Source organism: Paenibacillus sp. P4_E11 (assembly GCF_056401635.1).
In genome coordinates, this window is sequence record NZ_JBFUIX010000073.1 from 1 (window position 1) to 24,157 (window position 24,157).

Sequence of the window (24,157 nt, forward strand, 5' to 3'; positions counted from 1 at the left end):
CCCAGTGTGGCCGATCACCCTCTCAGGTCGGCTACGCATCGTCGCCTTGGTGAGCCGTTACCCCACCAACTAGCTAATGCGCCGCAGGCCCATCTACAAGTGAGAGCCGAAACCCTCTTTCCCAACCGGATCATGCGATCCAGCCGTGTATCCGGTATTAGCTAACGTTTCCGTTAGTTATCCCAGTCTTGCAGGCAGGTTGCCTACGTGTTACTCACCCGTCCGCCGCTAACCCTTCCCGAAGGAAGAATCCGCTCGACTTGCATGTATTAGGCACGCCGCCAGCGTTCGTCCTGAGCCAGGATCAAACTCTCCATAATGGTAGAAATTTGACTTGCTCATTACTAAACTAGCTTGTTTTGCGAACCGAAGTTCGCTATACTTGCACGCTCGTTGTTCAGTTTTCAAGGAACAATCTTTTCTTCGTTRCCGTCCGTATCTCTCGGCGGAWWTACAATATAACATGTCCAWCAATAGTTTTGCAAGTGGAAAAATATTACTGGCACTAGTCTCTTCTTTCTATTGATTTCAAGTGACCGAAATAGGATCGATTTGTTGTATAATTTGGGTTGTAGTCTAATTGATCGACCGTCCATTCCATAGGGAAAGGAGAAAGTGGCAATGAGCTTTGATCAGATACGATTCCATCATGCTGGCGACGTAACCGTAAAGTCAGGCCATCGGCTCGGGCCGCGTAAGATTACCGATTACGAGTTGGTCTACTTCCCTGTCGGCACACAATCGATATATTCCGTTAAGGACGAAACAGTTGTCCTGGACAGACCAAGCATCCTCGTCACTCGGCCTGGCGATTCGCATGAATATCGGTTCGATCCGGGGAATCCATGCCGTCATCTGTTCATTCATTTCGATCTGGGCGCGAATTCGAGTCTTCCAAGCTACCGCTTGATGAACAATCCCGGTATCTCTATTGTAAAACTGAATGACCGTTCGTTAATCCCACAGTTGATGAGGCAATTGTTATATATATTTCATATGAAGCCTGCTAGATGGAGATCGCTTGCCGAGATGCTGATGCTGTACATTTTGGAAGAGATGGAGAGTACCCTGGAGCCTGAAGTCGCGAACATAGACAATCACACTCTCCCCCCTCAAATATCCACTGCTCTTCAATATATAGATGCCCATGCAACTGAACCCATCGAGGTCGAACGATTAGCCCGAACGGCGGGCTGGTCGCATGAGCATTTCACACGCACGTTCCAACAGCATGTAGGGCATACTCCGAAGCATTGGATTAATAAGCGCAAGATGGAACTCGCTGCCCAACTGCTGCTGCAACGATCAGATAGCGTCAAACAGGTCGCACGCAGTCTGGGGTTCGACGACGAATATTATTTTCACCGACTGTTCCGCCGTATTATGGGAATGACAGCCACTGAGTATAGGCGCAAGTATGGGGATACCCGGATGCGCGATCTAGTTCCGCAAGACGACTGGGGCCGTTTTTATCCACAGAATCATTTCTTCGTACTGGTTGATCCTAAATCGGGTCCCTGATATCAAATTCGTCCATCATTGTTTCGGATGTGTACATTGCCGATACCCCAGTTTTCCCTGAAAATGAATGATGAACATGTTTATAGAAGGGAGAGCTGGGGAATGGCTCAAGCAACGACCGAACAACGACAGCGATATCATGTATCAATTGAGGAATTTGTCAGCTATCATCAAGATGGTTATTTAGTTGTAAAAAACCTACTGCCTACACGAGATACCGAGAGGATCCAGAACTGGACTGACGATATTTATCACGGCCGAATCACGGAATTGGATCATCTGTCTCCGGCACACCCTTGGATGAAAGATACGGACCAAGCCGAGCGACTAGCGACAGCACGTATGCATATGCCTCATAAGCACAACGTAACAGCGGAATGGGGACTGCTGCATCCACTTCTGTTGGACATACTGGAGGCGCTAATCGGGCCGGATGTGYTCGCACTTCAATCGATGCTGTTCTTCAACCCTCCTGGAAAGGGCGGGCAAGGCTGGCACCAGGACTCCTTCTATATCCAGACTCAGCCGGACAGCTTGATTGGCGCATGGGTTGCATTAGATCGTGCTGATGAGAAGAATGGTTGTTTATGGGTGGCAAAAGGCTCACATAACGAGCCAATCTACCCGCCACCGTCCTCTCGCTCGTCGTATGTCCATGCTGACGAACGACACATCCAAGGCTTGTTCACCGCGAATGCCGCCAGTGACATGGACGACGATGTGAACAACTTGTCGCCGGTCGCTGCGAAATACGATGTCGTGCCGGTCTGCGTAAACCCGGGGGATGTGATCTTCTTCCACTCGCACCTGCTGCACCGTTCGTACCGGAATGAAACACCTGACCGGTTCCGCCGCTCCTATGTGCTGCATTACTGCAACGCTCGTTCGTGGGTTCCGTGGCATGGCTCTAATCAGAATCACATCTTGGCCCGGGGCCGCACACATCTGCCATTCGCACCCGCGGTTTTGGGAACACCGCTGGAGTTATCCTCCGAACCCGATTCTGGTACAGACAACGGATCGATGATGGTCGCCATGCCCGGAGGGGATATGGGAAAGATGGAAATGTAGTTAGATAAACCTCACACGAAATGTGTGAGGTTTTTTTGTTTGGTGGAAAATCCCCATCTAATGCTCCCTCTGTTCCAACAGCTTGGATGGTGCATGGCCGGTTATTCGCTTGAACACCCGATTGAAGTACGGCGGATCGCAATACCCAAGAGCATCTGATACTTCAGTAATCGTCATGTTCGTCTGCAGAAGTAAATTGCGAGCGGTCGTAATCCGAATATGGTGCATGTATTCAATCGGTGTCTGACCTGTAGTTTGTTTGAATATAGTCGAGATGTAATTCGGCGTTCGCCCCACCAGCTGCGCCAAATCCTGTATGCGGATCTCTTCTCTATAGTGGAGTTCGATGTAATGTTCGAGCGTCTTGGACATAGCAACTTTATGCGCAGGGATATAATGCTGCTCCATCTCTTGCAGTAGTGTTCCCACAAGTTCCATTACAATACCACCGCAGATCATGTCACGGAATGCCGATTGGCTTAGCCACATTCGATACAACGTAGCGAAACGCTGGCGCAAATACTCGAATCCTTTCGGACGAAACAATCGGTAGCCTGCCTTCCCTGCGAATAAGTCCAAAGGGCGTTCGAGCGGCAAGGGCAAGTCAAATATAACCGCATACTTCTGATGTGGTGCGGCTGAATCGTGATAACCGGCACGAACGGTACCTGGCAGAATGAGCAGCACATCACCTTTACTTAGCGGGATTACGGTGGAATCAAGCTCATAGGTCAAGTTCCCGCTTGTTATTAAGGCAAGTATCGGATTCTGGGTCATCCGGCTGGAAACGTGCCAATGCTCCACAAAATCGTCGAAAAATACAGACTTAATGTTCATAAGATCAGCTCACCTCTCACGTTGGAACCCACATGTAACGAAATATCATTGTAGAATCATACAACTCATTGTTGATTTATTGATGGTCATTGTCAAGGGGAACCCTTACGATAACGGTATAGTTGATATGCGACCAAGATAAGGAGGAATGCAGATATGAGTGTTCAGTTCGTGGCAACTGTGGAAGAAATTCCAGAGGGTCAACGGAAAATCGTACAAGTGGGAAAACTTTCAATCGGTATATTTAATATACGGGGAGAGTACCACGCCCTACTGAACTATTGCCCTCATCTCGGCGCCGAGCTGTGCAAGGGACTTGTGAGCGGCACGACGATGGAGTCGCAAGTGTATGAGTTTATTTATGGCAAAGACCAGGAAATTATCCGCTGCCCCTGGCACGGTTGGGAATTTGATATCAAGACAGGATGCTCGCTGTTTGATGAGAAAGTGAAGACGAAGCGGTACGACATAGTTATCGAGGATGGACAGATCGGCATCGTACTCGGAGTTCGTCCATAGGTCGAAAGGGGAATTTACAATGACCAAGCAACCATTGAACGTTATTGATTGTGATGTGCATAATGCAATTCGCAGCCCGCAAGATCTACTGCCCTATATGCCAGACGCGATGAAGAAAAGAATGCGAGACGCTGGAACTGGCGCGTTATGGTGCGGCTACTATTCACCAGTAGGTGTTCCCCGCAAGGACGCGACTCCACCTGGAGGCGGTCCGGCGGCTTCCGATCCGGGCTTTCTCGTGGAGCAGTTGATCGATCAGCACCAGATCGACTATGCCCTGTTGACCGGCAGCATGTTCGATGTCTCCAGCGGACATGATGCTGACTACGCGGCAGCCGTAGCTACAGCCTACAACGACTATATGGTTGACCATTGGATGGGGAAGCACCCTTCCTTCAAAGGCACGATTGCTGTATCAACACTTGATCCTCAGCTGGCGGCACGGGAGATCGACAGGATGGGTCCACATCCCGATATGGTGGCAGTCATTATGTCGAGCGCAGCCCGCATGCCCTTCGGACAACGATATTACCATCCGATCTACGAAGCAGCCGAACGGCAAGGTCTTCCGATCATGATTCATCCTGGGACGGAAGGAGCCGGAAGCACCAACGGCCCTACAGCGGCAGGCTATCCGAGTTACTACCTGGAATGGCATACGTGCCTCTCGCAAAATTTCATGGCCCACTTGGTCAGTCTCGTCTGTGAAGGGGTGTTCGAGAAATACCCGAACTTGAAGTTCGTTCTTGTCGAAGGCGGTGTCGCCTGGTTACCCCATCTGATGTGGCGTCTGGACAAAAACTACAAAGCTCTCCGTGCGCAAGTCCCATGGCTCAAAAAAATGCCAAGCCGCTACATTCGCGAGCACTGCTACTTAACGACACAGCCGATTGAGGAGCCAGACCGGCCAGGTGATCTCATCACACTGTTCAATATGATCGATGCCGAGAACATGCTGCTGTTCTCTTCCGACTATCCGCATTGGGATTTCGATGATCCGCATGCCATTCTCAGGACGATGCCAGCCGAGATGAAGCGTAAGATTTACTATGAGAATGCCAAGCAGTTGTTCAAACTATAGCTCGCACCGAAACAACAAAAGGCAGTCTGGCCTCCATAAATCGAGGTCCAGACTGCCTTTTTTTTATCTTACTCGGACTAAGTTCCCAACACTTTCTTCCCTCTCGGCTTTACCCCATCCGAGTCTGGCTCAAGGGTAATGCCGATTGTATCGAATTGACGATTGTCAACGTCGAACTTGAAGGTCAACACGCCGTTCCCTTGTGCGTCGACGCGGAACGTTCCACCGTTCACGCGGTTCCCGCTCTTCACAATCCATACCTGATATGCTTGATCCCCCTGCAGCGAAGGCAAGCCGCTCGCTTGCAGCACCAATTGGACACTGTCACCCTTCTGCATCAGGAACGCTTGACCGCGGGCACCCGGACTAGACGTATCGAATGACTTCAGATTATACTGCCCGACCATCTGCGCAGGCAAGCTAAGGTCCGTTAATTCCGCAGGGGTCATCTTCCAGTTCGCAAATCCAAACCAGCTTACGCCGCCTATCAACAACAGAGAAGCTACGGCGGTAATGGCATAGCGTCGCGGGGACCGTCGCGTTCGGCCGGTTGAGTTTCCGTAAGACCAAGCTCGCTGGTTCTTCGCCGGAGCTTCCTGCACTATAGCTCCCAGCACCTCAGCTTTCATATTTGCCGGAGGCTCCACTTCTTCCAGCGAGTACGGAAGCGTGCTCCAAGCTTCCCGCAACTGCTGCAGCTCTTCCTGACAAGCGGGACATACAGCGAGGTGACGATCGAATGCACGCGTCTCCAACTCCGTCATTTCTTCTAGAAAATAAGACAATAAATGTTCACAAGGACGGTTGTCCGTACTCATTCGATCCCCTCCTCTCTGACGGCTTCGAGATGTCTGCGCAATATTTTCAAAGTCTGATGCAGTCGGCTCTTCACGGTTCCAATCGGCTCATTGTTAAGCTCCGCGATTTCGCTAAGCGTGTAGCCTTCCCAATAAAAAGCTTGAATCAACTGTACTTGGCTGTTTGATAAAAATCGGTACGCTTGCTCGATAACCTGCTTCAGCCAATTGCGGGAGACGACCGTTTCCGGTTGAACCTGCAGGTGGTCAGGCAGCGCCTCCCAAGCAGAAGACTCAAAAGGCACAACAGCAGGTTGCTTTCTAAGAATACGCAGTTGATCAATCGCAATATTCCGCGTAATCGTCAACAGCCAGTTCACAAACAGACCTTTCTGCGCGTCATACCCGCGTTCCGTCGTCCAAAGTCGCGTGAATACAAGCTGCACCACTTCTTTGGCGAATTGAACGTCTGTATTAGACTTCATAGCGAATGAGTACACCAGCTTCGCATATCGGTCATACATTTCCTCAAGCGCGCTGCTATGCTTTTCCATGATCATCCGCATCAATTGTTCATCGGAATATTGTTGCACCATAGAGACACTCCCCGTGTCGAATAACGACCCTCTTAATGAAGAAACGAAGTACACTACACAAACTGTTATTGTGTTCAACTTCATGTTCGACAATAGAGGGTCGAATCCCTTTGACGCGACATAATTTCCTTTTGCACGGGGCAGCTATAGATAAGAAAAAGGTTTCCCGGGAAAGCCTCTTCAAGCYTCACCCGGGAAAACCTGATTTCCTTGCATCTTATACTATCTGACGCTATTTTACAATAATCTTGCCTTTCATGTGATCTTTGTGTGGTTCGCAAAAATAAGTGAATTCCCCAGCTGTCGTGAATGTCAGTGTGAATGACTCACCCTTACCAAGCAGTGGTGTGGAGAATAATGGCTTATCACCTGACATCGCATCGGACACAACGTTGTGCTGAATTGAATCACGGTTCGTGAATGTAATGCTGGAGCCTACGGCAATCGTCATCTCAGGCATAGCAAAGGCGAAGTTGGCAATGTCCATCGTATGCACGACACCTGCCGGTTTCGGTTGCTCAACCTGTGTAGTCGAAGATGGGTCAAGCACGTACCAAACTTTGCCTACACCTTGTCCTGTCACGTCTCCAGCCTTCTGATCCTTGATGTAATAATACAGCGGCCAGCCCTTGTAAGTAGTCTGCTTCGTTCCATCAGTACGCACGATCGTGCCGAAGTCCGCCGCCTTCATATCGCCGCTCCCCGTAATGTTCTCGGAGTAGAATATAGGCCAGTTCACTTCGCACGTCCCATAGCAAACCGTCATGTCCTTGGTGTCTTTGGTGTACAAGTAAAGCGTTCTGCCGCCTGCGTCGACTAGAAACTTTCCGATTCCATCTTGCGAAGCGACGCTGACTGAAGAGAAATTCACTACGTACCATACATTATTGACACCTTGCCCTTTCACGTCACCGGCTTTCTCATCCTTGACATAATAGTATAGCGGCATCCCTTTGTAAGTCGTCTGTTTCTTCCCATCCTCGCGGACGATCGTGTTGAAATCGGCAGTGTTCATCTCACTGGAAACTTGGATGTTGTCGGCATAATAGATCGGCCAGTTCACTGCGCATTGATCCTTGCAAGTGCTAACGTCTTTCGTGTCTTTGGCAAAATAGTACAGCGTCTTCCCGCTCTCATCCACAAGGTAAGAACCAAGGGTCGCATCTTTCACTACATTGATGCGGGCTGACTTGGCCAGTCCGGCTTTGTCAGCGGCGACCACCTTCTGATCAACCAACGCTTCTACAAGTGATTTCGTGCCGCCTTTCACCTTGAGCTTCAACGCTTCTACAGTCGCCGTAGCAATGTGGCTGTTGCGAAGTGCACCTGCATTGGCGATCTGAGTCATCCCCTTGCTCTTGGCGTATGTAAACACGTCTGCATAGGTAAAATCGGCATCCTGCTTATAACCTAATGATTCCAACAGCACTTTGTAATACTGCTGCGCGGTCACTCCCGACTGGGGATCGAACTTGCCGTCTCCAGTTCCAGTCCAGCCTAGGCTCGGATTCGCTTTCAGATACGCCAATATCGCTTTGTTGCTGTCACTCACGAGTGCTGCATCTGTGAAGTTATCAGCCCCTTTGAAGCCGAGAGCCGTCTGCTCCAGTCCCTTCAGTCGCAAGAACAAGATTGCGCCTTGAAGACGGGTTGTCGTCTTCGCCAAGTAGCTGGCGGTAACTCCGCTCCCATCTCCTTGTAATACCCCAAGATCAGCCACCACTTGTGCGTCCGTCTTCACACTGGCGGCAGCAGGTGCATCGGCTGCGAATACAGTTACTGCTGATGAAAGTGTCATGAACCCTGCCAACACCATCGATACCCATTTGCTTCTCTTGTTCATCGTGTCCGATTCCTCCTCATTAATGGCTTACATGGAGTAAACGAACAGATTGCTGAAACGGTTCGATGGTTGTTGGCATTTTTTTTGTAGAGAGAAGTTTATTCGAGCGCTAGCTGTAAATCGAGTAACTTACTGATCATAGCGGCCGCTTCTTCACGCGAAATCTGGATGGATGGCCGCAAGGTTTGATCCGAATAACCGTTGATAATGCCTTTCCCCGCAAGAAGCGACACATAATCGTTCGCCCAGTCTGGAACCTGAGCCGCATCGAGAAATGGCACACTTGCTCCTGCGRCATCCTTCATTCCCGGATCCGACTTCAGCATGCGGCCGATGACCGCAATTGCTTCTGCCCGAGAGATTGGGCTGGCCGGATCAAGGTAGAGCTCACCGTCGCGAGAGGTGCCGCTTAACCACTTCCGTTCCACCGCTGCTGCGATATACGGTTGGGCCCATGACGCCACGAGATCACGGTCGGCGAAGTTCGCTGGAATGGCTGCACTTGACGCTTTGATTCCTAATGCGCCGATTGCAATCTTCAGGAACTCCTGTCTTGTAATCGACCGCTGCGGTTCGAACAAGAGCTGCTTACCGTTCTGAATACCGTTCACCGCACCAATTGAAGTCAACCGATACACCAAATCGTGGGACCAACGGTCGCGGATATCCTCGAACACAGGCAGCTTCTCGTTATACAGGAGCGCGTACTTGCTGAAGTGCGGAAGGTTGGCCGTAATGGTCCCGGTAACCGGATTGATCACACCGCCGATATATTCCCACATTCTGGTTCGCTCATTGAACCAATAGATCGCTGCTTTGCTCAAATCTTGGATTTCCTCCAGACTAAAGCGGATCGTTAGTTCTGCCGGTTGAACGAGCTGAATCGGTTTGTCGAACTTGAATTCATAGATATCACCGATGACCTTCAATCCGTCAGATTCGTATTTACGACGGTCCTTCACGATACCGGCGCCTAATCCGGCGTTCTCTTTCATAGGCTGCGCTGCAATCCGAATGACCGCACGGTCCTGTACGTTCAGAATCGTCTCGCGATTCGGTGCCATGGATGCGAACGCGACGAATTGTACGTCCTTCTCGCGCTCGATAATCTGCTTCAGAATGTTTTCCAGCGTGTTGTTTACCGCTTCTTCCGTTGATTTCGGCGGCACCTGCGGAGACTTAGGATCACCATTCCCACCGATTGAATTATCGGATGGATTGTCTTCAACAGGCTGCGGCGGTTTGTACCAATTGTCATAATTAGGGTCGATTGGATTAGAGGCGCCATTAGGTTTGCCGACATTCACGACCATCGTGTCCTCGTACGCAAAGTCATTAGTCACCCTGTAAGAGGCTTTCACGACCAGCTCGCCCTCATAGAGCGCATCTAGCTCACCCCGCTCCGAGACGGAGCCATATGAATCGCCCATGAGTACACTCCACTCTACGCTTGAGGGTTCGATGACATAAGTTTGGCCAGACGTATCGATCCCTACCGCTTCTAGCGCTTGGCGACTTCCTGCCGGAAGTACCAATTCACCATCATCCGTAAGCTTAGTCGAATTGGACAGCGGCAGTACCGGACGAAGCTCGATCTTCTCGAAGGCTTTCGCCGCACTGTTCATAACTTCTGACGTATAAACCGTTTCATTGCCCGCATCATCTCGGGCTGTGACGACGATTGACTTCGATAAGTATCCATCCAGCGTTTCGCTTCGTTCGAACCTTCCCGCCGAATCCACAGACACGGCATTGTTATTAATGGTCACCCTGCTGCCCGGTTCTGCCATCCCTTGGACAAGCACCGTACCGACACCAGCGAAAGCCCCCGGTCTCGGACTCTCTATTTTAAGATCTGGAGCAGTCGTGTCCGAGAATACACGCGCACCCGTAAGTGTCTTGTCTCCATTCACATTCGTGGAGAGCACCTCGATCAAGTTCGTACCTTCCGTGAGTGGGATCGATTCCGTCCAATCAACTCCGGAGAATGTACCGACCGACTGTTGATTGACTTTGACAATAGTGGATGCTACTGCATCCTGTGATTTCAATCGCAGCTTGAACATCTTGTCGTTCACCACGTAAGTCTGTTGGCCGTTCCCTCCATATGAGTTGAGAATCGGTTCATTGTTGGCGTTCAACAGAATCAGCTCTATTTGTGCAGGCTTCGGCACAGGCAAGTAGGAGGTTGGGGAGACAGTCGGTGTGCTGTACACTTTCACCCCGTCCACTTCCTTGAAGGAGGCGATCGACACTTGGTACTCCGCACCCGGTACGAGACCTACGATACCTCCAGAGGCATCCTTCATCACGCCGCCTATGATGGCTTGATGCTCGGTTCCCGCCACATCCACCGTTCCCGTGCTGGCAACCGGCTGGCCGTTCGCATGGAGCAATTGAATCGTGTAACCGTCCGGCTGCTGAGCCATGCTCCAGGCTACTTGGAGTAATCCGTTACCTGTTGGGGTGGCTGTCACTTGTTGTGGTGCAGCCGGTTGATGCGGATTCACCAGGGTAAAGGCCGCACTGCTATACTTGCTATCCAGATTCGATCCGGACTTGGACAAGATCGCCTTGATGTAATACGTGCCTCCGGCTGTTGCTTCCGGTAATGTGATCGTAGTCGTTCCAACTGCGACATCGATTCCCTCCACCAACAAGCGGCCTGGATCGTTCACATTGTCGGTCGTCATGAACAACGATACTTTCTCATCCGACGTATGGTTCGCCTGCCAATCGACTTTGACTTGGTTCGCACTAATCTTCGTAGCCGTTACCGTATCGAGCGATGCTGGTACAGCTACATCCATCAGCGACCATTCCAGCTCCTGATCCGAGTATATCGTCCAATTACCTGCGATTGGCTGTTGGAATGAAACGTACACGCGCTTCTCCAATGTACCCGATTGCGAGTCTTCGGCAGATATGGTCTGCTTCAAGTAATTCTCGTTTTCTATTAACATGTAATCCGTGCCGTCTGGCATCTTCACCTGCAAATTCGGCAAATCCCCGGTATACTTCAGCTCCAGTAGCGCTTTCTCTTGAAGTGCTGGCATTGGAATTGAATAAGGTTGGGTTACGCTCGAGATGCTGAAGCGTCCTGGTGCGCTCTTGGCAGCGCCTTCCCTTGATGCGGATCCAGCGATGCGTCGGATGTTCGTACCGAAGCTCATCGTTCCTGACAACTCACCGGATTCGCCATACAAATTTTGCTCCATTAATCCTCTGGGTGCTGGTATTGCGGCAGGTCCCATACGGGAAGAAATGAGCGTAGGCATGCTATCGCCCCACTTGTACTGAAAGCCGACCGGAATCCCGATAATCTTTGCTTTGCCCCATATGTCTTCGCTGCTGATTTGGCCTGATGCGGAACCGATCTCAAGCCCGCCGACGAATGGAACCTGCTTCGGAATGGTAATAGTGACATTACCGCCTCCAGCCATATAAACGGGACCCAACAGTCCATTTCGGGAGGAATCGTACTCGAGTATGAAATAGACCTCGCCTTGAATGATATCAAGTATTTGCAGCTTAGCTCCGCCACGAAGCGCAACTCCGAATTTACGCAGAGAGTCATCCAGTAAAATACTTCCGTACACTTCCTTCAGGATCGGAAACTTCACGATCTCGAACTCGCCGGAAAACTCCACACCGCGCATCGACAAGCCAAGCGTGACATTGTCTGCTGTAATAACTTTGGCAATGCTCAGCCCCCCAACCATGACCAGCTTGAGTGGAGGCAAGATATTGAAATTGCCCATCAGAGTATCGTACATGTTGCGGAAGCCTCCGCCGCCCTTCGTAATATAAGCGACAGGTGTCGTAGGAATGAGGGGTATACCCGGCTCCGCCCCGACGACGAAGATGAAATTGTCCGGGATCGGGAGACCACCCTCTGTGAACCGCAGCGTGAGCAGGCCATTCACTTCCACAACCTTGAACTCCACATTAGCCTCGATCTCGAATTTGCGATCGAATGTATCCAGCAGCACACGTCCGCTTGCACCTAGATCAAGTCCAGGCACCATGCCGTCGGGAAGACCGGCCTGGCCTTCCGCGCGCAAGCCGAGGAATCCGAATGTGCCGGCGCGGCCGAACAGGTCCGTCTGCTGACGGATACCGAACCGGGCTTCATCCAACTCCAGGCCGAGCTCGAATTCGTCTTCATTTTCCTCGTCCTCCTCGTTATCTCCTGAAGAGCCCGCACCTGATCCCTCTTCTTTGAAGTCACCGGGGTTGAAGCTCATCGACACCGAACCGCCGAAGGAGATGCTTTCGTTACCGATGACGGCATTCTTCATCTCGACTTGGAAGAAGCCCATCTGCTGAACAAGCGACAACCCTTTCAGCACTTCCCAATCGATCTCGATCGGCTTCTGGCCATCGTCTTCATCCGCCTCCAGTGCATAGCGGGTCCCATCGGTCAGTTCTAGGCCGAATGGACCGAACGCGAAGGGAAATCCAGGAATGGATAAGACACCATTCCCTGAGAGGCTTATATAATCCCCTTCGTGTCCCTCGTCCCTAGCTTGCTTCTTAACAACGATCTTCTGGGACGCTTGGCCGAAGATCGCGGTCAATTCGTTGGAAGAATCGTAACGAACGGCAGCATTGATCGTCGCGCCAGAGCCGATCTCGTAGACGGTCTCTTCACCTGCTAGCGCCTTGATCGGCCCCCTGAATTCGAGCAGGACGACCTTATCATCCTTCATAGAGGTCGCAGCATATTGCTGCTTCAGTTGTTTCAGCTTTGCTTCGCTCTCAACGGGAACAAGCGAGTAGCTCTCCAAGCCTTTCTCATTTTGTCGGACGCGTTCTGGACTTATATTCTCGCCTACAACTAACAGAATGCCGTAGTCCCTCGGTTTGAACCGTTGATCAAGCGTGAACTCGATTCGTTTCTCGAATGCGCCGAATATGCCGGCTTCGAGTCGCAGCTTGTAATTCCCCGGCTCCGACTTCAATGACGGCCACAGTGAATCCAGCAGCCGCACCGACATTTGCTTATCGTCCAGAACCGATACATTCTGCTTCGGAACGAGTACCTCGGCCCCGTCACGTTCACGGATCATGCGTACTTGCCAATCAGATGATCCCTTCAGTGCTTCGAAGCCTTTGCCTTGCAGTGAGATAGTTGGATTCTCATCCTTCATATATAGTTTGCGAGGCAGCGCCTCGAGCAGCTGGACTTCAGGGATCTTGCCCGACAAGGCCGGGAGTACGATGAAGGCAGCCTGAATACTCTCTTCCCCGCCAGCCGCTTGTACGATCACTTGGTATGGCGCAGCCTTGTAGGCGTACTGCGGCTTGGCCTTCACTTTCCAACTAACCGACTGCAAGCCGCCTTTAACGATGTTGCCGACGGACTTGGCCCTTCGTTCACCTTCCGCCAATTCTAGTTCAACCGGCAACCCTATAGTGGCGGTGACGTTGTCCAATGCAAGCGAGCGGTCGATTGAATTATCGATATCCACGCGAATTTCGAACTGTTGTTCGTTGTAGCCTGTACGGGCCTGGTTCAATGTCAACTGCTTGGGAGCCATCACTTGCAGCTGATAAGCGGCCTGCTTCTGTGAGGTGTAGAAGCTGCCCAAGCCGTAGTACGTCTCGAACACTTTCTCACCACCCGGCGCAAGCGAAGAAGGGTCCCAATACATGGCAACCGCACTGTCGGCTGAACCGTATTTGTTGCTGGTACTTGTGTAATCCAGCGACGGATCAACGGTATAGTCCCATTTCGTCTCCGAAATGCCGTTCCAATGGGCAACAATCATCCGGTTGGGGGCCACATTGCCCCAGCCTTGCGTGAACCCGTATGACATCACCTTCGGATTGACGGGATTATCAGTCGCCCGCCAGTAGTAAGGAATTGTACCTTCGAACTTCGTTTCATTCCGGTAATAATCGCTGCGTCCTGAGACGGAGATCGGGGCGGCATCCACCGGTCCAAGCATCGTATCGAGCAAGATTCGCGTCCCAACACTTACAGCTCGATCCGTCGTGTTCTTGACTTTATAAGAAATTTTCACATTGCCTGCGTTAGGGTTCGTACTGTCATCCACAAGTGTTAACGTCTGAATGATGTCGAGTCCTTCGGCTTTCCATACCGATTGATTGGTTACCCCATTGTTAACTGGAGTCGTTGTCACTGCGCCATTCAACCCCAGAAACCCATAACCGTTTCCATAAATAAGATCCTTGCCATTGATGCGGAAGGTCGTGAAGGACGTCTCGGGCAGTTCGTCCCGGTACAGCAGCGGCTTGTTGTCATCGCCGGTCTTCAACGGAGAACCTGCCTTCGTCTTGATGCTGAACCGTCCGGTCTCGTTGTTCACGGACACATCCAGAAATTCGTTCGCAACCGTAACCGCTCCTCTTCCTGCTTCTGCAGCCATTGCCTGCAGTCCGCCGATTGGCATAAGCAGCACTAGACTTAGCAGCAGCAGCATCCCTATTTTCCATCCGTTTTGGCTTACATGCTTCTTCATTGGCTGCTGGTCCCTCCTGGTTGAATGGCATCAGGCAACGGTAATATGTAGACACGGATCAGCTTGGACTGGCGCTCTTGATCCTGTAAATAGAACGTATAATACCCGTATTCCGATATTGGAAGCACGCCATTCTGTACGAGATCCCGAGTTGACTTGAAATCGCCCTTGTTCTTGTAACCGCGCAGCCATTTCACTTGATTCATCCCTTGATTGCCAAATGACCTCAGCTGGATGGCATCGCCGTAGGCCAGCGTCTCCTCGTCCTGCATGAGCTTGGAATTCACATACAACATGAAGCTAGTCGGCGCGATGACAGTCGCCTTGCGTGTCACGGTCGAGATGTTGCCTGCACGATCTGTCACGCTGTAGGTGAGTGTATACTCTCCAGGTACTTGTGGAGCGATGTTATGCGTTACGGATACATTCGTCAGTACGTTACCGTCCAAGTTGTCAATCGCTTCGACATCGGCTTTCGGATCTACAATCGTTCCTTGCTGGATGAGCAGTTGCTCACCGCCCTTGAAGCGAATCATCGGCTTCTGACGGTCAATGTTCTTCACTTCGACGCGAAGGTCGTAGCGGTTGTTCAGGCTATCCGTTGCCACGAGCCAGCGTGTACCGTTCTCAGTGAAGGTCAAGGTGTTCCCGGTCACTCCTTCAACCRTAAGCGATCGATCCGAATCAATCGTGACTGTCACATTGTTCATAGTAGGGGCCGTATCACTGTATTGATAGGTGACCTTCGCCTTCGCTTTGTCGATGTGGTTGACGACTGCCTCGATTTCCGCCGTATTGCCAGCCATGTCTTGCACCATGAATATAAAACGACCGTTTTCTTTGAATACAACCTGCTTCGACCGATTGTTGTTGAGCACTACGAATGGCTCACTTGCCGACACGGTGACGATCACATCTTCCTTCGTCGTGGTCGTCGAGCTGTAGCTGATCGCCAGAACGGGTGGCGTTCGATCGATATTGTACACTGACGCTGTCACCGAAGCCTGATTCCCGGCCCGATCTACTACTTGAAATGTATAGCTGCCGTTCGCACGGAAATCGTAAGCGGTGCTTCCATTGTTCCCGATGACCGTAACCGGCTCATTCGCAACTAAGACTGCCCGCACATCAGCTCGTGTCTCCGTCAGCGTGGAATATTGGAGCTCCACGGTAGGAGGCGTCTTGTCGATTCGGTCAACCATTGCTGTGGCGGTGCTTTCATTGCCGGCTTCGTCACGGAAAGTAAACGTGAACGTCCCATTCAGAGTGAACGAATAGGAAGTCGAGCCGCCATTGTTAATCACTTGAGGTGCCTCACCGGAGTTGTCGAGCGCGACTAAGGTCGCCGTTACATTCTGGTTCGTCCAGCCAGCTTGACTGTAGACAATTGTCCCGGTAGGCGCTTCCCGATCGATATGGTTCACCTTCAGCGTCGTGTTGCCTACATTACCTGCTGCGTCGCGGTATTCCAATACGAAACTTCCATTTGTCGAAAACGTATACTGGGCGCTGCCGTTATTGTTCGTAATTGTCACCGGCTTCGTTTCGTTCGGGAAAGTGACCGAGACGGTTACGTCGTTCCTCGTCCATGCCGTTTCACTATACGTTGCAACCGCTTGTGGCTTTTCTTTGTCGATATTAGTCACGGTTGCCGTCGCCTCGGACATATTGCCTGCGTTGTCGCGGAACAGGAAGGTGAACGTTCCGTTCTGTGTGAAGGTGTATCTGTCGCTTCCGTTGTTGTTAAGAATCGTATTCACTGCGCCGAGTCGGTCATCCTTGATGGTCAGTGTGACCGTGACATCTTCATTCGTATCCACTCCGGCCCCATGACTATAGCTCAACGTCCCGATCGGGGCGATCTTGTCGATGTTACTAACCGTCAAACTCATGGGGTCGCTTGATTTGCCTGTGTCCAGATCGATGATCGTATAATGAAGGCTGCCATTTGAATGAAAATCGTACACAACCTTCGAAACGGTCTGGCTCACCAAAGCTGCATCCGCAGGAGCGACCATGTTGATAATGGCTCGCGGAGGGCTTCCATCCGCATCAACCGTCACGCGAACTGTTCCGTTCGTCCACGCGGTCGTAGAGAACGTGACGTTTGCTGACGGCGTACTTCGATCGATCTGATACACCGATGCTGTGACGGTGCCGACATTACCGGCTGTGTCGCGAAAGACGAATTCAAACGATCCGTTGTCTGTAAAGTCATGAGTTGCAACTCCACTTGAAGGATTCGTTATTGTGATCCCTTCGTTGGCACTGAGCGTTGCTGTGACCGTGCCAGCCGTTCGTCCTGATGGGTTGTAAGCAACCGTACCAATTGGAGCCGTATTGTCTAGCAGGAACCTCCCACTCTTCATCGTCTTCACATTGCCTGCAGGATCCGTTACTTTCGCCCATAAGTACCAATCACCATCAACACCATTCAGGCGGGCGGTGGCATCCGGGGCTAGTCCATTCCATGCGATCGGTTCACTAATCGCATCTTGAGACCACGCGTAAGCGTACTGCAGCGGACCCGGTCCGTTATCGGTCGCGGAGATGACTGAACTGACCGATTGGCTGCTGCTTGATGTACCGTTCACACTGAAGCTTACTTCCGGCTCGGTCTTATCGATCCAAGTTACGGTCGCTACCGCTGTGTTCTCATTGCCAGCTTGGTCACGGAACTTGTAAGTGAACGTGCCGTTACTCTGAAAGACGTAAGTTAAGCCTGTGGGATTATCCACTACGATATCACCAGCAGCTGTCAAATTGTCCGTCACGGTCACAGTAGCCGTTACCGGTTGATTCGTCGATGCCTGAGTGCTATAGACGATCTGGGTCGCGATTGGCGCGGTTGCATCATAGATAACCGTCTGCTCGTAGACTGGGCTGATATTGCCGACTTGATCGCGGTACTGCACACCGATGTTATGCTGCCCATCCACGGACGGCAGAGCGACTTGCGCCGTGGGGAGAAATCCTACCCAACCTCCCACCTGAACCCCGTCTACCAGCAGTCGCATTTCAATCGATCCATGTAGATCGCTAGCGGATAACGTAACTGGGAGGGTGTTTTGGTTCGTTATCGTCTTGACAATCTGAAGCGATCCCGTAGGAGCCGTGTTGTCTAAATAGTAGGGACCTCCGCGGACAAGTGTCCAGTTGCCCGCTTCGTCGTACACTTTGGCATGGATATAATAGGTTCCGGTTCGGTTATCGAGCGTAAACTGTCCATCACCGGAGGTGTTCCAGGATGCGTCGTCCCCGTCCGTCGTCGCCTGTTCCGTGATGGAATACTTGATTGTGAAATTAGTAGCTGTTGGGTTGTCGTTGTCCGATACAGATAACTTCGTCGCCGTTGATTGGCTGTAAGTCAAGTTCCCGGTATTGTCGAACGAAGCGGTCGGCTTCGTATTATCCAGCGAGAAGCCTTGCGACGTATTGGCAAAGCCAACATTTCCCGCGCTGTCTGTCGTCTTCACGTGCAAGTATAACGAACCGTTCGCCTCTGCCGGAGATGTCAACGCAGCCGAATGGGTAGTCTTGGACCCGGAGCCGTCAAAGAAAAGTTGCCAGCCGGGATCGTTCGCTGCGGGTTGTGTCACGTTCGACGACCACTGGTAATAGGCCTGTCCCAGCGTCGCCCGTGCATCCACCAGTGTGRCGTCTACTTGTCGGGATTGCGCTGATGTCCCGTTGCCCTGTGTGGAGAATGTAACGCTCGGCGGCGTTCGATCAATAATATACGCCAGGCTCTCGCTTGTCCTGACATTCGCTGCCACATCGGTCGCGATTACCTTCAGCTTGTAGCTGCCGTCCAGACTGTTCGGGACTTGCAGCGTCCCACTGTTCCCGGAACCTCCGGAGTAATAAACTCCATCTTTGGACCATTCGTAACTGGTCGATTGAACACCAGAATGCTCGTCGGATGAAGCATATTGAACGGAATGGCTGGTACTCGCCACCCCATACATCGGGGTAATCGTAACGTCTGGCTGTTGGTTGTCATAGTTAAAAGGGCCGGCTGTGCGGATGGTCGTGGATCCCACCACATCGATGGCTTTCACATGCAGATAGTAGCTTCCGCTCCCGCCCGGATCGAGGGCTGGCGCCCCATTCAGCATCGGTGTACTAATAGAAGCAGCTGCCGGTGGAGTCGCACTTTGGGTCCACGTAGAGAATAACGTGATGTTGGCGTTCACTGGCGCATCGGTTGCCGTCACAGTTACCCCATGGTTTTTCTTATAGGTGATGTCGGAAGCTTTCCCGAAGGTGATCGAAGGAGGGGTGTTGTCGATGTACATTTCAGTCGTAAATAAATTCAGGAAATATTGGTTGTTGAGAATTTTCGTGCCATCGTCATATAAGGTCTCTCCATAAGGACTCCACATGTAGTCGTCTCCCGTTCCACACCAGTTCGGTCCGTTATACAGCTCAATCTTGCCTGATGCTGCGTTTGCTGCGACCGTATGATGGAATACCGGGGAATAATGTGAGTCCTGTCCAGGTACCTGCGTTAAATTGAACAGCACATAATTCGCAGAGTTTCGAACGATTTCGGCCGTAATGTTGGTTTCTGATATACAGGTCGAGCTCATGTCATCGAATCCTACCGAAAGTGTAATCTGCTGACCTGACTTAAAGAAATACTTCCCATTCACCGCCTGCACGCCATGCGAATTGAGCGTTACTGAAACYGGATACCTAGGTGAAATTATTGTGGCGGCTCGAGCAGGTGTGGAGAATGGAAGCACATACCCCGCCCAAAGTATCAGGCCACATAAAAATATAGCGAATTTTCTCATATACCCTCCTGTCTTTCGAATCAAGTTATCAACATTTCAGCCCTGATTATAGGAGGGTAAGGTTAAAGTCTGGTTAAATACCGGAAAATTTCTTGGAAATAGTAAAAACGGCTCAGCATGAGCCGCTCGACATGTAGGCCTTTAGACAGGTAGTGTCGTAAATTTGTATCCGAATCCTCTTACCGTCTGAATGTATTTGGGATTGGCTGGATCGTCTTCGATCTTCTTGCGTAGATTGCTGATATGTACTTTCACGGTTTGCTCGTCGCTCCCATGCTCCAGTCCCCATAATAGGTTATAGATCTGGGCCACGCTGATCACTTGATTCGGATGCTCCAGCAGAAGAAACAGCAGTTGCCGTTCTTTCGTGTATAAGGCCACAGGCTGGCCGTCTCGGATAATGCTGCGGCCTGGCCAATCGATCTCCAGATCCCCGTATCTCGTCAATCGGGCATCGGTTGTGACACGTCGCAATAACGCCTTCACCCGGGCTACCAGAATAGCGGGATCGAACGGCTTCGTCATATAATCGTCCGCTCCCAGCTCAAGCCCATCAATCACATCTTCGGCTTCGCGTTTGCACGTCAGGAACAGAATAGGCGTATTGGAGCTCTTACGAATCTCATGACAGATTTCCAGACCTGACAATCCGGGTAGTATGATGTCCAGTAGGATCAGGTTAGGTTTCTCCTGATGAAACAACTGCAAGCCTCGTTGTCCGTCTTCCGCCGTCAATACCTCATAGCCTTGATTTTCCAAAGCTAACCGGATGAACCCATGAATATCGGTGTCATCCTCTATAACCAATATTCTCGCAGGTATCCTCACACCGCTTCCCCCTTCTCCTTGTCATCGCGCGATTGCCACCTGATCGGCAGGATGAAGTAGAAGGAGCTCCCGCGATCAGGCTCACTCTCCACGCCGATATGTCCGTTGTGCTGCTCGATGATTTGCTTCGAGATGGCGAGTCCCAGACCGGCTCCTTCCAAGCGGGCATTCAACGAGGACTTGCCTTTATAGAACCGTTCGAACACATTGGCCAATTCCTCTGCGGCAATGCCGATTCCGGTGTCGGTCACCTCTACCCTCACAGCTGGCTCACCTGTTCCTGGCATTGTAGATTCCGAGATGCTGATCCGAATCATCCCATCGGGCGGCGTATATTTCTTGGCATTCGAAACGAAGTTGGCGACTACCTGTTCAATTCGAATCGGGTCGATATGCAACGTAGCGATCTCTTCCCTGTCTTCCGGCTTCCAATTCTCCATTACAACGTTCACGGATTGACCAGCCCATTCCCCACTGTTCCATACATGTCCCTGCGCTACTTTTCCGAGAAGGGAAGCAACAGCAATGTCTTGGAAGTGAAAGCGGATCTGCATCGCTTCCAGCTTCGACAGCTCGAACAGATCCTGAATGATCCGATCCAGATAAAGCGACTTGTCGTATATAAGCTGAAGTGTGCGCGGTTCATTATTCCTGATCACGCCGTCCAGCATCAGCTTGACATAGCCTTGGATGGACGTGAGTGGCGTTCCGAGCTCATGGGAAATCGTAGACAGCAGTTGACGCCTGGACTGCTCCATTCGGTGCAGCTCGCGATTGCGTAGCTCTAAGCTACCGAATGCATCCTTGAGTTCGACGGTTCGCTCCTCCACCTTATGCTCCAGCGACTCATTCATCTGCTGCAGCTGTTCCGATAAACTTTCCGTTTGTTTGAACGAATAGGAGAACCGACCGGCCAGATTGAGCGATTGCGTGAACAGAAATCCAAGCAAGCCGAGCGGGATGAAATTACCTTCATTGACCCATTGTGTATAAAACAGGACGTCGTTCGCGATTGTTAAGCTGAAGAAGACGAAGCCAATACCGTTCAATAAGGAGCCTTGTCTGCGACGAAATGCAGCCATCATATACACATAGGTCACATAGAGAACGGTCGGAAGTGCTCCGACCAGCACGTAAGGCACGAACAACTCTGTATACAAGGAAGCAGGTGTTGCCAACACAATCCCTGCCATGATCCCATTGACTGCCAGCGATATATGCTGTACGTTCCGGTGCGATTCTCCCGGGTACTGGGATTGCGTGAACAAGAGAACGAGATACAATCCGACGATTGCCGATAAGTACTCTATCTTCACAGCTGCCTCCCAAGGTAAGGAAGGAACCAAATAAACAGCCAGCGTCTGCCCCAATACGGCGATCCGCAAGCTCACTGCCAGGCAGAGCCCCCCGAAGAAGAGCGGGGACTTGTCCTTGCGTCGATACGCATATAACCCCAGATGGTACACCGCCATGATCATAATGCTACCGAAAACGACAACTTCCATTATGATCGTACGATTCCTCCACTGTGTGATTGCTTCGCTGTCACCCATGCGGAGTTCCTCCCAGAGCCCGCCTTTGCGCTGAACGAAATTCGACACCTGAATGACGATCTCCACCTTGTCACCCGATGGCTTGAAGGAATACACACTCGGTACATTCTTGGGAACCATCTCATCCCTGGAAGTCCCCAGTGTACCCCGTCCACCTAATAGCTTTCCGTCCACCCACAGCTTATAAGCCGTCGCCACGCTAGGAACATACAACTCCTGTGTGGTGCCGACATCACCTTCATTCAGCTTCACAACAAGACGGTAAGTCGCGTAACCTTGGTTCGGCAATGTGTGGCCATTCACGATATAGCTGCTCCATATGGATGGTACATGAACATACTGTGGTGATGATTCAAGTGTCGAGAGCCCAGGTGCATTAAGTTCATCCGGCTCCAGGAAAGCATTCCAATAAAACTTCCATTGTCCGTTCAACATCGACCAGCCACTTCGTGTCGGCTCCGCCTTGGACAGATCAAGTACGCCTTCTGTTGCTTGCGGCATCATCGGTTGCTCACCTGATGATGCTGTCGATACCTCATGGGGACCGCCAAGTATCCATCCAATTATTAGGATCGCCCACATCATATATTTGATCTTCATCTTCATCACGCTGCGTCTCAAACCTTCTCTGGGGTATGATTGGTAACTCTTCGAATCTATCATACTGCATAGCAGGCAAAAAGAAACAGGAAAACAAAAAAACTGATCAGCGTGAACTGATCAGGTTGTCTCAATTAACTCATAAATCGCTTGCAGGCATATTTCACCATGCCGCATCATGTCTTCGATGGCAACGAATTCGTCAGGCTGATGCGCCCTTGTGTCCGTTCCGCGGAAGCCTGCACCGAAAGCGACACCCCGGTTTTGCAACTTGCGGGCATATGTACCGCCACCAATCGAGAGCAACTCGGTCTTCTCACCCGTGATCATTTCGTATGCCCGACTGAGCTTCTGGATCAATGGATGGTTGGGTTCAATGTACAGAGGCGCCAAGTGCGCGGTAACGTCTACCTCTATCCCAACGCTAGCCGCCTTCTCCCGCAGCTTCTTTACGATGTTCTCCCCATCTACGGTAACGGGAACCCTAACGTTCAATATAGCCTCAGCCTCTGTGTCATCGATATGGATTTGTGCGAGATTAACCGTGAGCCGGCCGTGTACCGGGTCGCTAACGGCAAGCCCCAATGATTCACCAAACGCCTCGAAGCCGATTGCGGTACGTATAAACGCTACGAACTCGTCCTCTGGCACGCTGTCACTTATCGCATGCAGGAAATCTGCTGTATGTGAGATGGCATTGATTCCTGACGGTGGATACGAGCCATGTCCACTCTTCCCTATTGCTTCAATGATGAGCTTCCCTGCCTCGCCCTGATCATTGAGCTTAATATGCGGATTCCCTTCCGCCAGATCGGCTATCCTCTTCAGGAGTTCTGTCGCCATACTTGCCTCTAGCTGGAGCACCGTGCGGCAATGTTCCGGAACGACATTCGGAGCGGTGCCCCCTTGCATGGAAAGCAGGCGGTAAGGTTGTCCACCGATAGACCGTGATCTCCACAAACGGAACACATAGTAGCCCTTCTCCGCATTGATGATCGGATAACCGGCATCCGGCGTGAAGCCGTAATCGGGAAGCGGCTCGCGGGCAAAATATTCGTCCATGTCCGTCATCCCGTTCTCTTCGTTCGTCCCGAATATGATGCGAATCCGCTTCTGCGGTTGAATTCCGAGATCCTTGATCGCTTTCAGGGCATACAAGGCAACGACTGCAGGCCCTTTATCATCCGACGCCCCTCTGCCATATATGCGCCCTTCATGAATTTGCGCGCCTAGTGGCTCGAACGTCCAACCACTCCCTTCAGGCACCGTGTCTAGGTGGACGAGTACCGCGACGAGCTCATTCCCGCTGCCGTATTCGACGTGACCGGCATAGCCGTCCACATTGGCCGTGTGGAAACCCATGGAGGCTCCCAAGTCTAACATGTATTGCAAGGCACGGTCGATTCCTTCTCCATATGGTTTACCGGGCAAGCTCTCACTCGCCACGCTGCGAATTCGAATCAACGCTTGAATGTGCTCGACGATTTGATCTTCATAGTTTCGAATAGCTTGGCTTATATTCAATAGAATTCCTCGCTTTTATTCAGGATATCTTTCGTTTTCTCCCCAGTTTATCGCACTCCCCTATTAGATTCAACAGGCTTAGTTTGACATTTTATTAGTT

At 51.3% G+C, this 24,157-nt stretch carries 13 protein-coding genes and 1 rRNA gene; 4 read left to right on the plus strand and 10 right to left on the minus strand.

Annotated features, from left to right (window positions below; translation table 11 throughout):
• Positions 1-320 (minus strand): 16S ribosomal RNA (locus AC1DWB_RS23495); the annotation flags it as partial.
• A 301-nt stretch (positions 321-621) separates the two neighbouring features.
• Between AC1DWB_RS23495 and AC1DWB_RS23500 the strand changes: the two genes are divergently transcribed.
• Together AC1DWB_RS23500 and AC1DWB_RS23505 are read left to right on the plus strand one after the other, a co-directional pair.
• Positions 622-1,521 (plus strand): helix-turn-helix domain-containing protein, encoded by a 900-nt coding sequence (locus AC1DWB_RS23500; protein ID WP_477543525.1) that lies wholly within the window; start codon positions 622-624, stop codon positions 1,519-1,521.
• Between the two features lie 102 nt (positions 1,522-1,623).
• Positions 1,624-2,592, plus strand: coding sequence for a phytanoyl-CoA dioxygenase family protein (locus tag AC1DWB_RS23505; protein ID WP_477543526.1), 969 nt, complete (start codon positions 1,624-1,626; stop codon positions 2,590-2,592).
• 57 nt (positions 2,593-2,649) lie between these two features.
• Here AC1DWB_RS23505 and AC1DWB_RS23510 read toward each other — a convergent pair whose 3' ends face one another.
• Positions 2,650-3,429: a helix-turn-helix transcriptional regulator gene (locus AC1DWB_RS23510; RefSeq protein WP_477543527.1), complete on the minus strand. Its 780-nt coding sequence runs from the start codon at positions 3,427-3,429 to the stop codon at positions 2,650-2,652.
• Positions 3,430-3,585: 156 nt separating this feature from the next.
• Here AC1DWB_RS23510 and AC1DWB_RS23515 point away from each other — a divergent pair, with 156 nt between their 5' ends.
• Together AC1DWB_RS23515 and AC1DWB_RS23520 are read left to right on the plus strand one after the other, a co-directional pair.
• Positions 3,586-3,948, plus strand: coding sequence for a Rieske (2Fe-2S) protein (locus AC1DWB_RS23515; protein ID WP_477543528.1), 363 nt, complete (start codon positions 3,586-3,588; stop codon positions 3,946-3,948).
• A gap of 19 nt (positions 3,949-3,967) precedes the next feature.
• Positions 3,968-5,029, plus strand: coding sequence for an amidohydrolase family protein (locus tag AC1DWB_RS23520; RefSeq protein ID WP_477543529.1), 1,062 nt, complete (start codon positions 3,968-3,970; stop codon positions 5,027-5,029).
• Positions 5,030-5,106: 77 nt separating this feature from the next.
• Here the strand turns inward: AC1DWB_RS23520 and AC1DWB_RS23525 are convergent, their stop codons facing one another.
• From AC1DWB_RS23525 to pepV, 8 genes are all read right to left on the minus strand, one after another.
• Positions 5,107-5,847 (minus strand): anti-sigma factor, encoded by a 741-nt coding sequence (locus AC1DWB_RS23525; protein WP_477543530.1) that lies wholly within the window; start codon positions 5,845-5,847, stop codon positions 5,107-5,109.
• Entirely contained in the window at positions 5,844-6,422 is a 579-nt protein-coding gene (locus AC1DWB_RS23530; protein WP_477543531.1) for an RNA polymerase sigma factor, read from the minus strand. The genes AC1DWB_RS23525 and AC1DWB_RS23530 overlap by 4 nt, the downstream gene beginning before the upstream one ends.
• A 232-nt stretch (positions 6,423-6,654) precedes the next feature.
• Positions 6,655-8,265, minus strand: coding sequence for a plastocyanin/azurin family copper-binding protein (locus tag AC1DWB_RS23535; RefSeq protein ID WP_477543532.1), 1,611 nt, complete (start codon positions 8,263-8,265; stop codon positions 6,655-6,657).
• Between the two features lie 98 nt (positions 8,266-8,363).
• Positions 8,364-14,753 (minus strand): S-layer homology domain-containing protein, encoded by a 6,390-nt coding sequence (locus AC1DWB_RS23540; RefSeq protein ID WP_477543533.1) that lies wholly within the window; start codon positions 14,751-14,753, stop codon positions 8,364-8,366.
• Entirely contained in the window at positions 14,750-19,345 is a 4,596-nt protein-coding gene (locus AC1DWB_RS23545) for an Ig-like domain repeat protein (RefSeq protein ID WP_477543534.1), read from the minus strand. The genes AC1DWB_RS23540 and AC1DWB_RS23545 overlap by 4 nt, the downstream gene beginning before the upstream one ends.
• 348 nt (positions 19,346-19,693) lie before the next feature.
• Positions 19,694-20,380, minus strand: a complete 687-nt coding sequence (locus tag AC1DWB_RS23550; protein ID WP_477543535.1) for a response regulator — start codon at positions 20,378-20,380, stop codon at positions 19,694-19,696.
• Complete coding sequence (locus AC1DWB_RS23555; protein ID WP_477543543.1) at positions 20,377-22,539, minus strand: sensor histidine kinase; 2,163 nt, start codon at positions 22,537-22,539, stop codon at positions 20,377-20,379. Before AC1DWB_RS23555 ends, AC1DWB_RS23550 begins: the two co-directional genes overlap by 4 nt.
• A gap of 114 nt (positions 22,540-22,653) precedes the next feature.
• Positions 22,654-24,057, minus strand: coding sequence for a dipeptidase PepV (pepV, locus tag AC1DWB_RS23560; RefSeq protein WP_477543536.1), 1,404 nt, complete (start codon positions 24,055-24,057; stop codon positions 22,654-22,656).
• Between the last annotated feature and the right edge of the window lie 100 nt (positions 24,058-24,157).

What these genes read in the sequence shown, in the direction of transcription:
- AC1DWB_RS23500 (WP_477543525.1), top strand. Translation starts at nt 622, where the DNA reads ATGAGCTTTGATCAGATACGATTCCATCATGCTGGCGACGTAACCGTA.
- AC1DWB_RS23510 (WP_477543527.1), bottom strand. Translation starts at nt 3,429, where the DNA reads ATGAACATTAAGTCTGTATTTTTCGACGATTTTGTGGAGCATTGGCAC.
- AC1DWB_RS23515 (WP_477543528.1), top strand. Translation starts at nt 3,586, where the DNA reads ATGAGTGTTCAGTTCGTGGCAACTGTGGAAGAAATTCCAGAGGGTCAA.
- AC1DWB_RS23520 (WP_477543529.1), top strand. Translation starts at nt 3,968, where the DNA reads ATGACCAAGCAACCATTGAACGTTATTGATTGTGATGTGCATAATGCA.
- AC1DWB_RS23525 (WP_477543530.1), bottom strand. Translation starts at nt 5,847, where the DNA reads ATGAGTACGGACAACCGTCCTTGTGAACATTTATTGTCTTATTTTCTA.
- AC1DWB_RS23530 (WP_477543531.1), bottom strand. Translation starts at nt 6,422, where the DNA reads ATGGTGCAACAATATTCCGATGAACAATTGATGCGGATGATCATGGAA.
- AC1DWB_RS23535 (WP_477543532.1), bottom strand. Translation starts at nt 8,265, where the DNA reads ATGAACAAGAGAAGCAAATGGGTATCGATGGTGTTGGCAGGGTTCATG.
- AC1DWB_RS23555 (WP_477543543.1), bottom strand. Translation starts at nt 22,539, where the DNA reads ATGAAGATGAAGATCAAATATATGATGTGGGCGATCCTAATAATTGGA.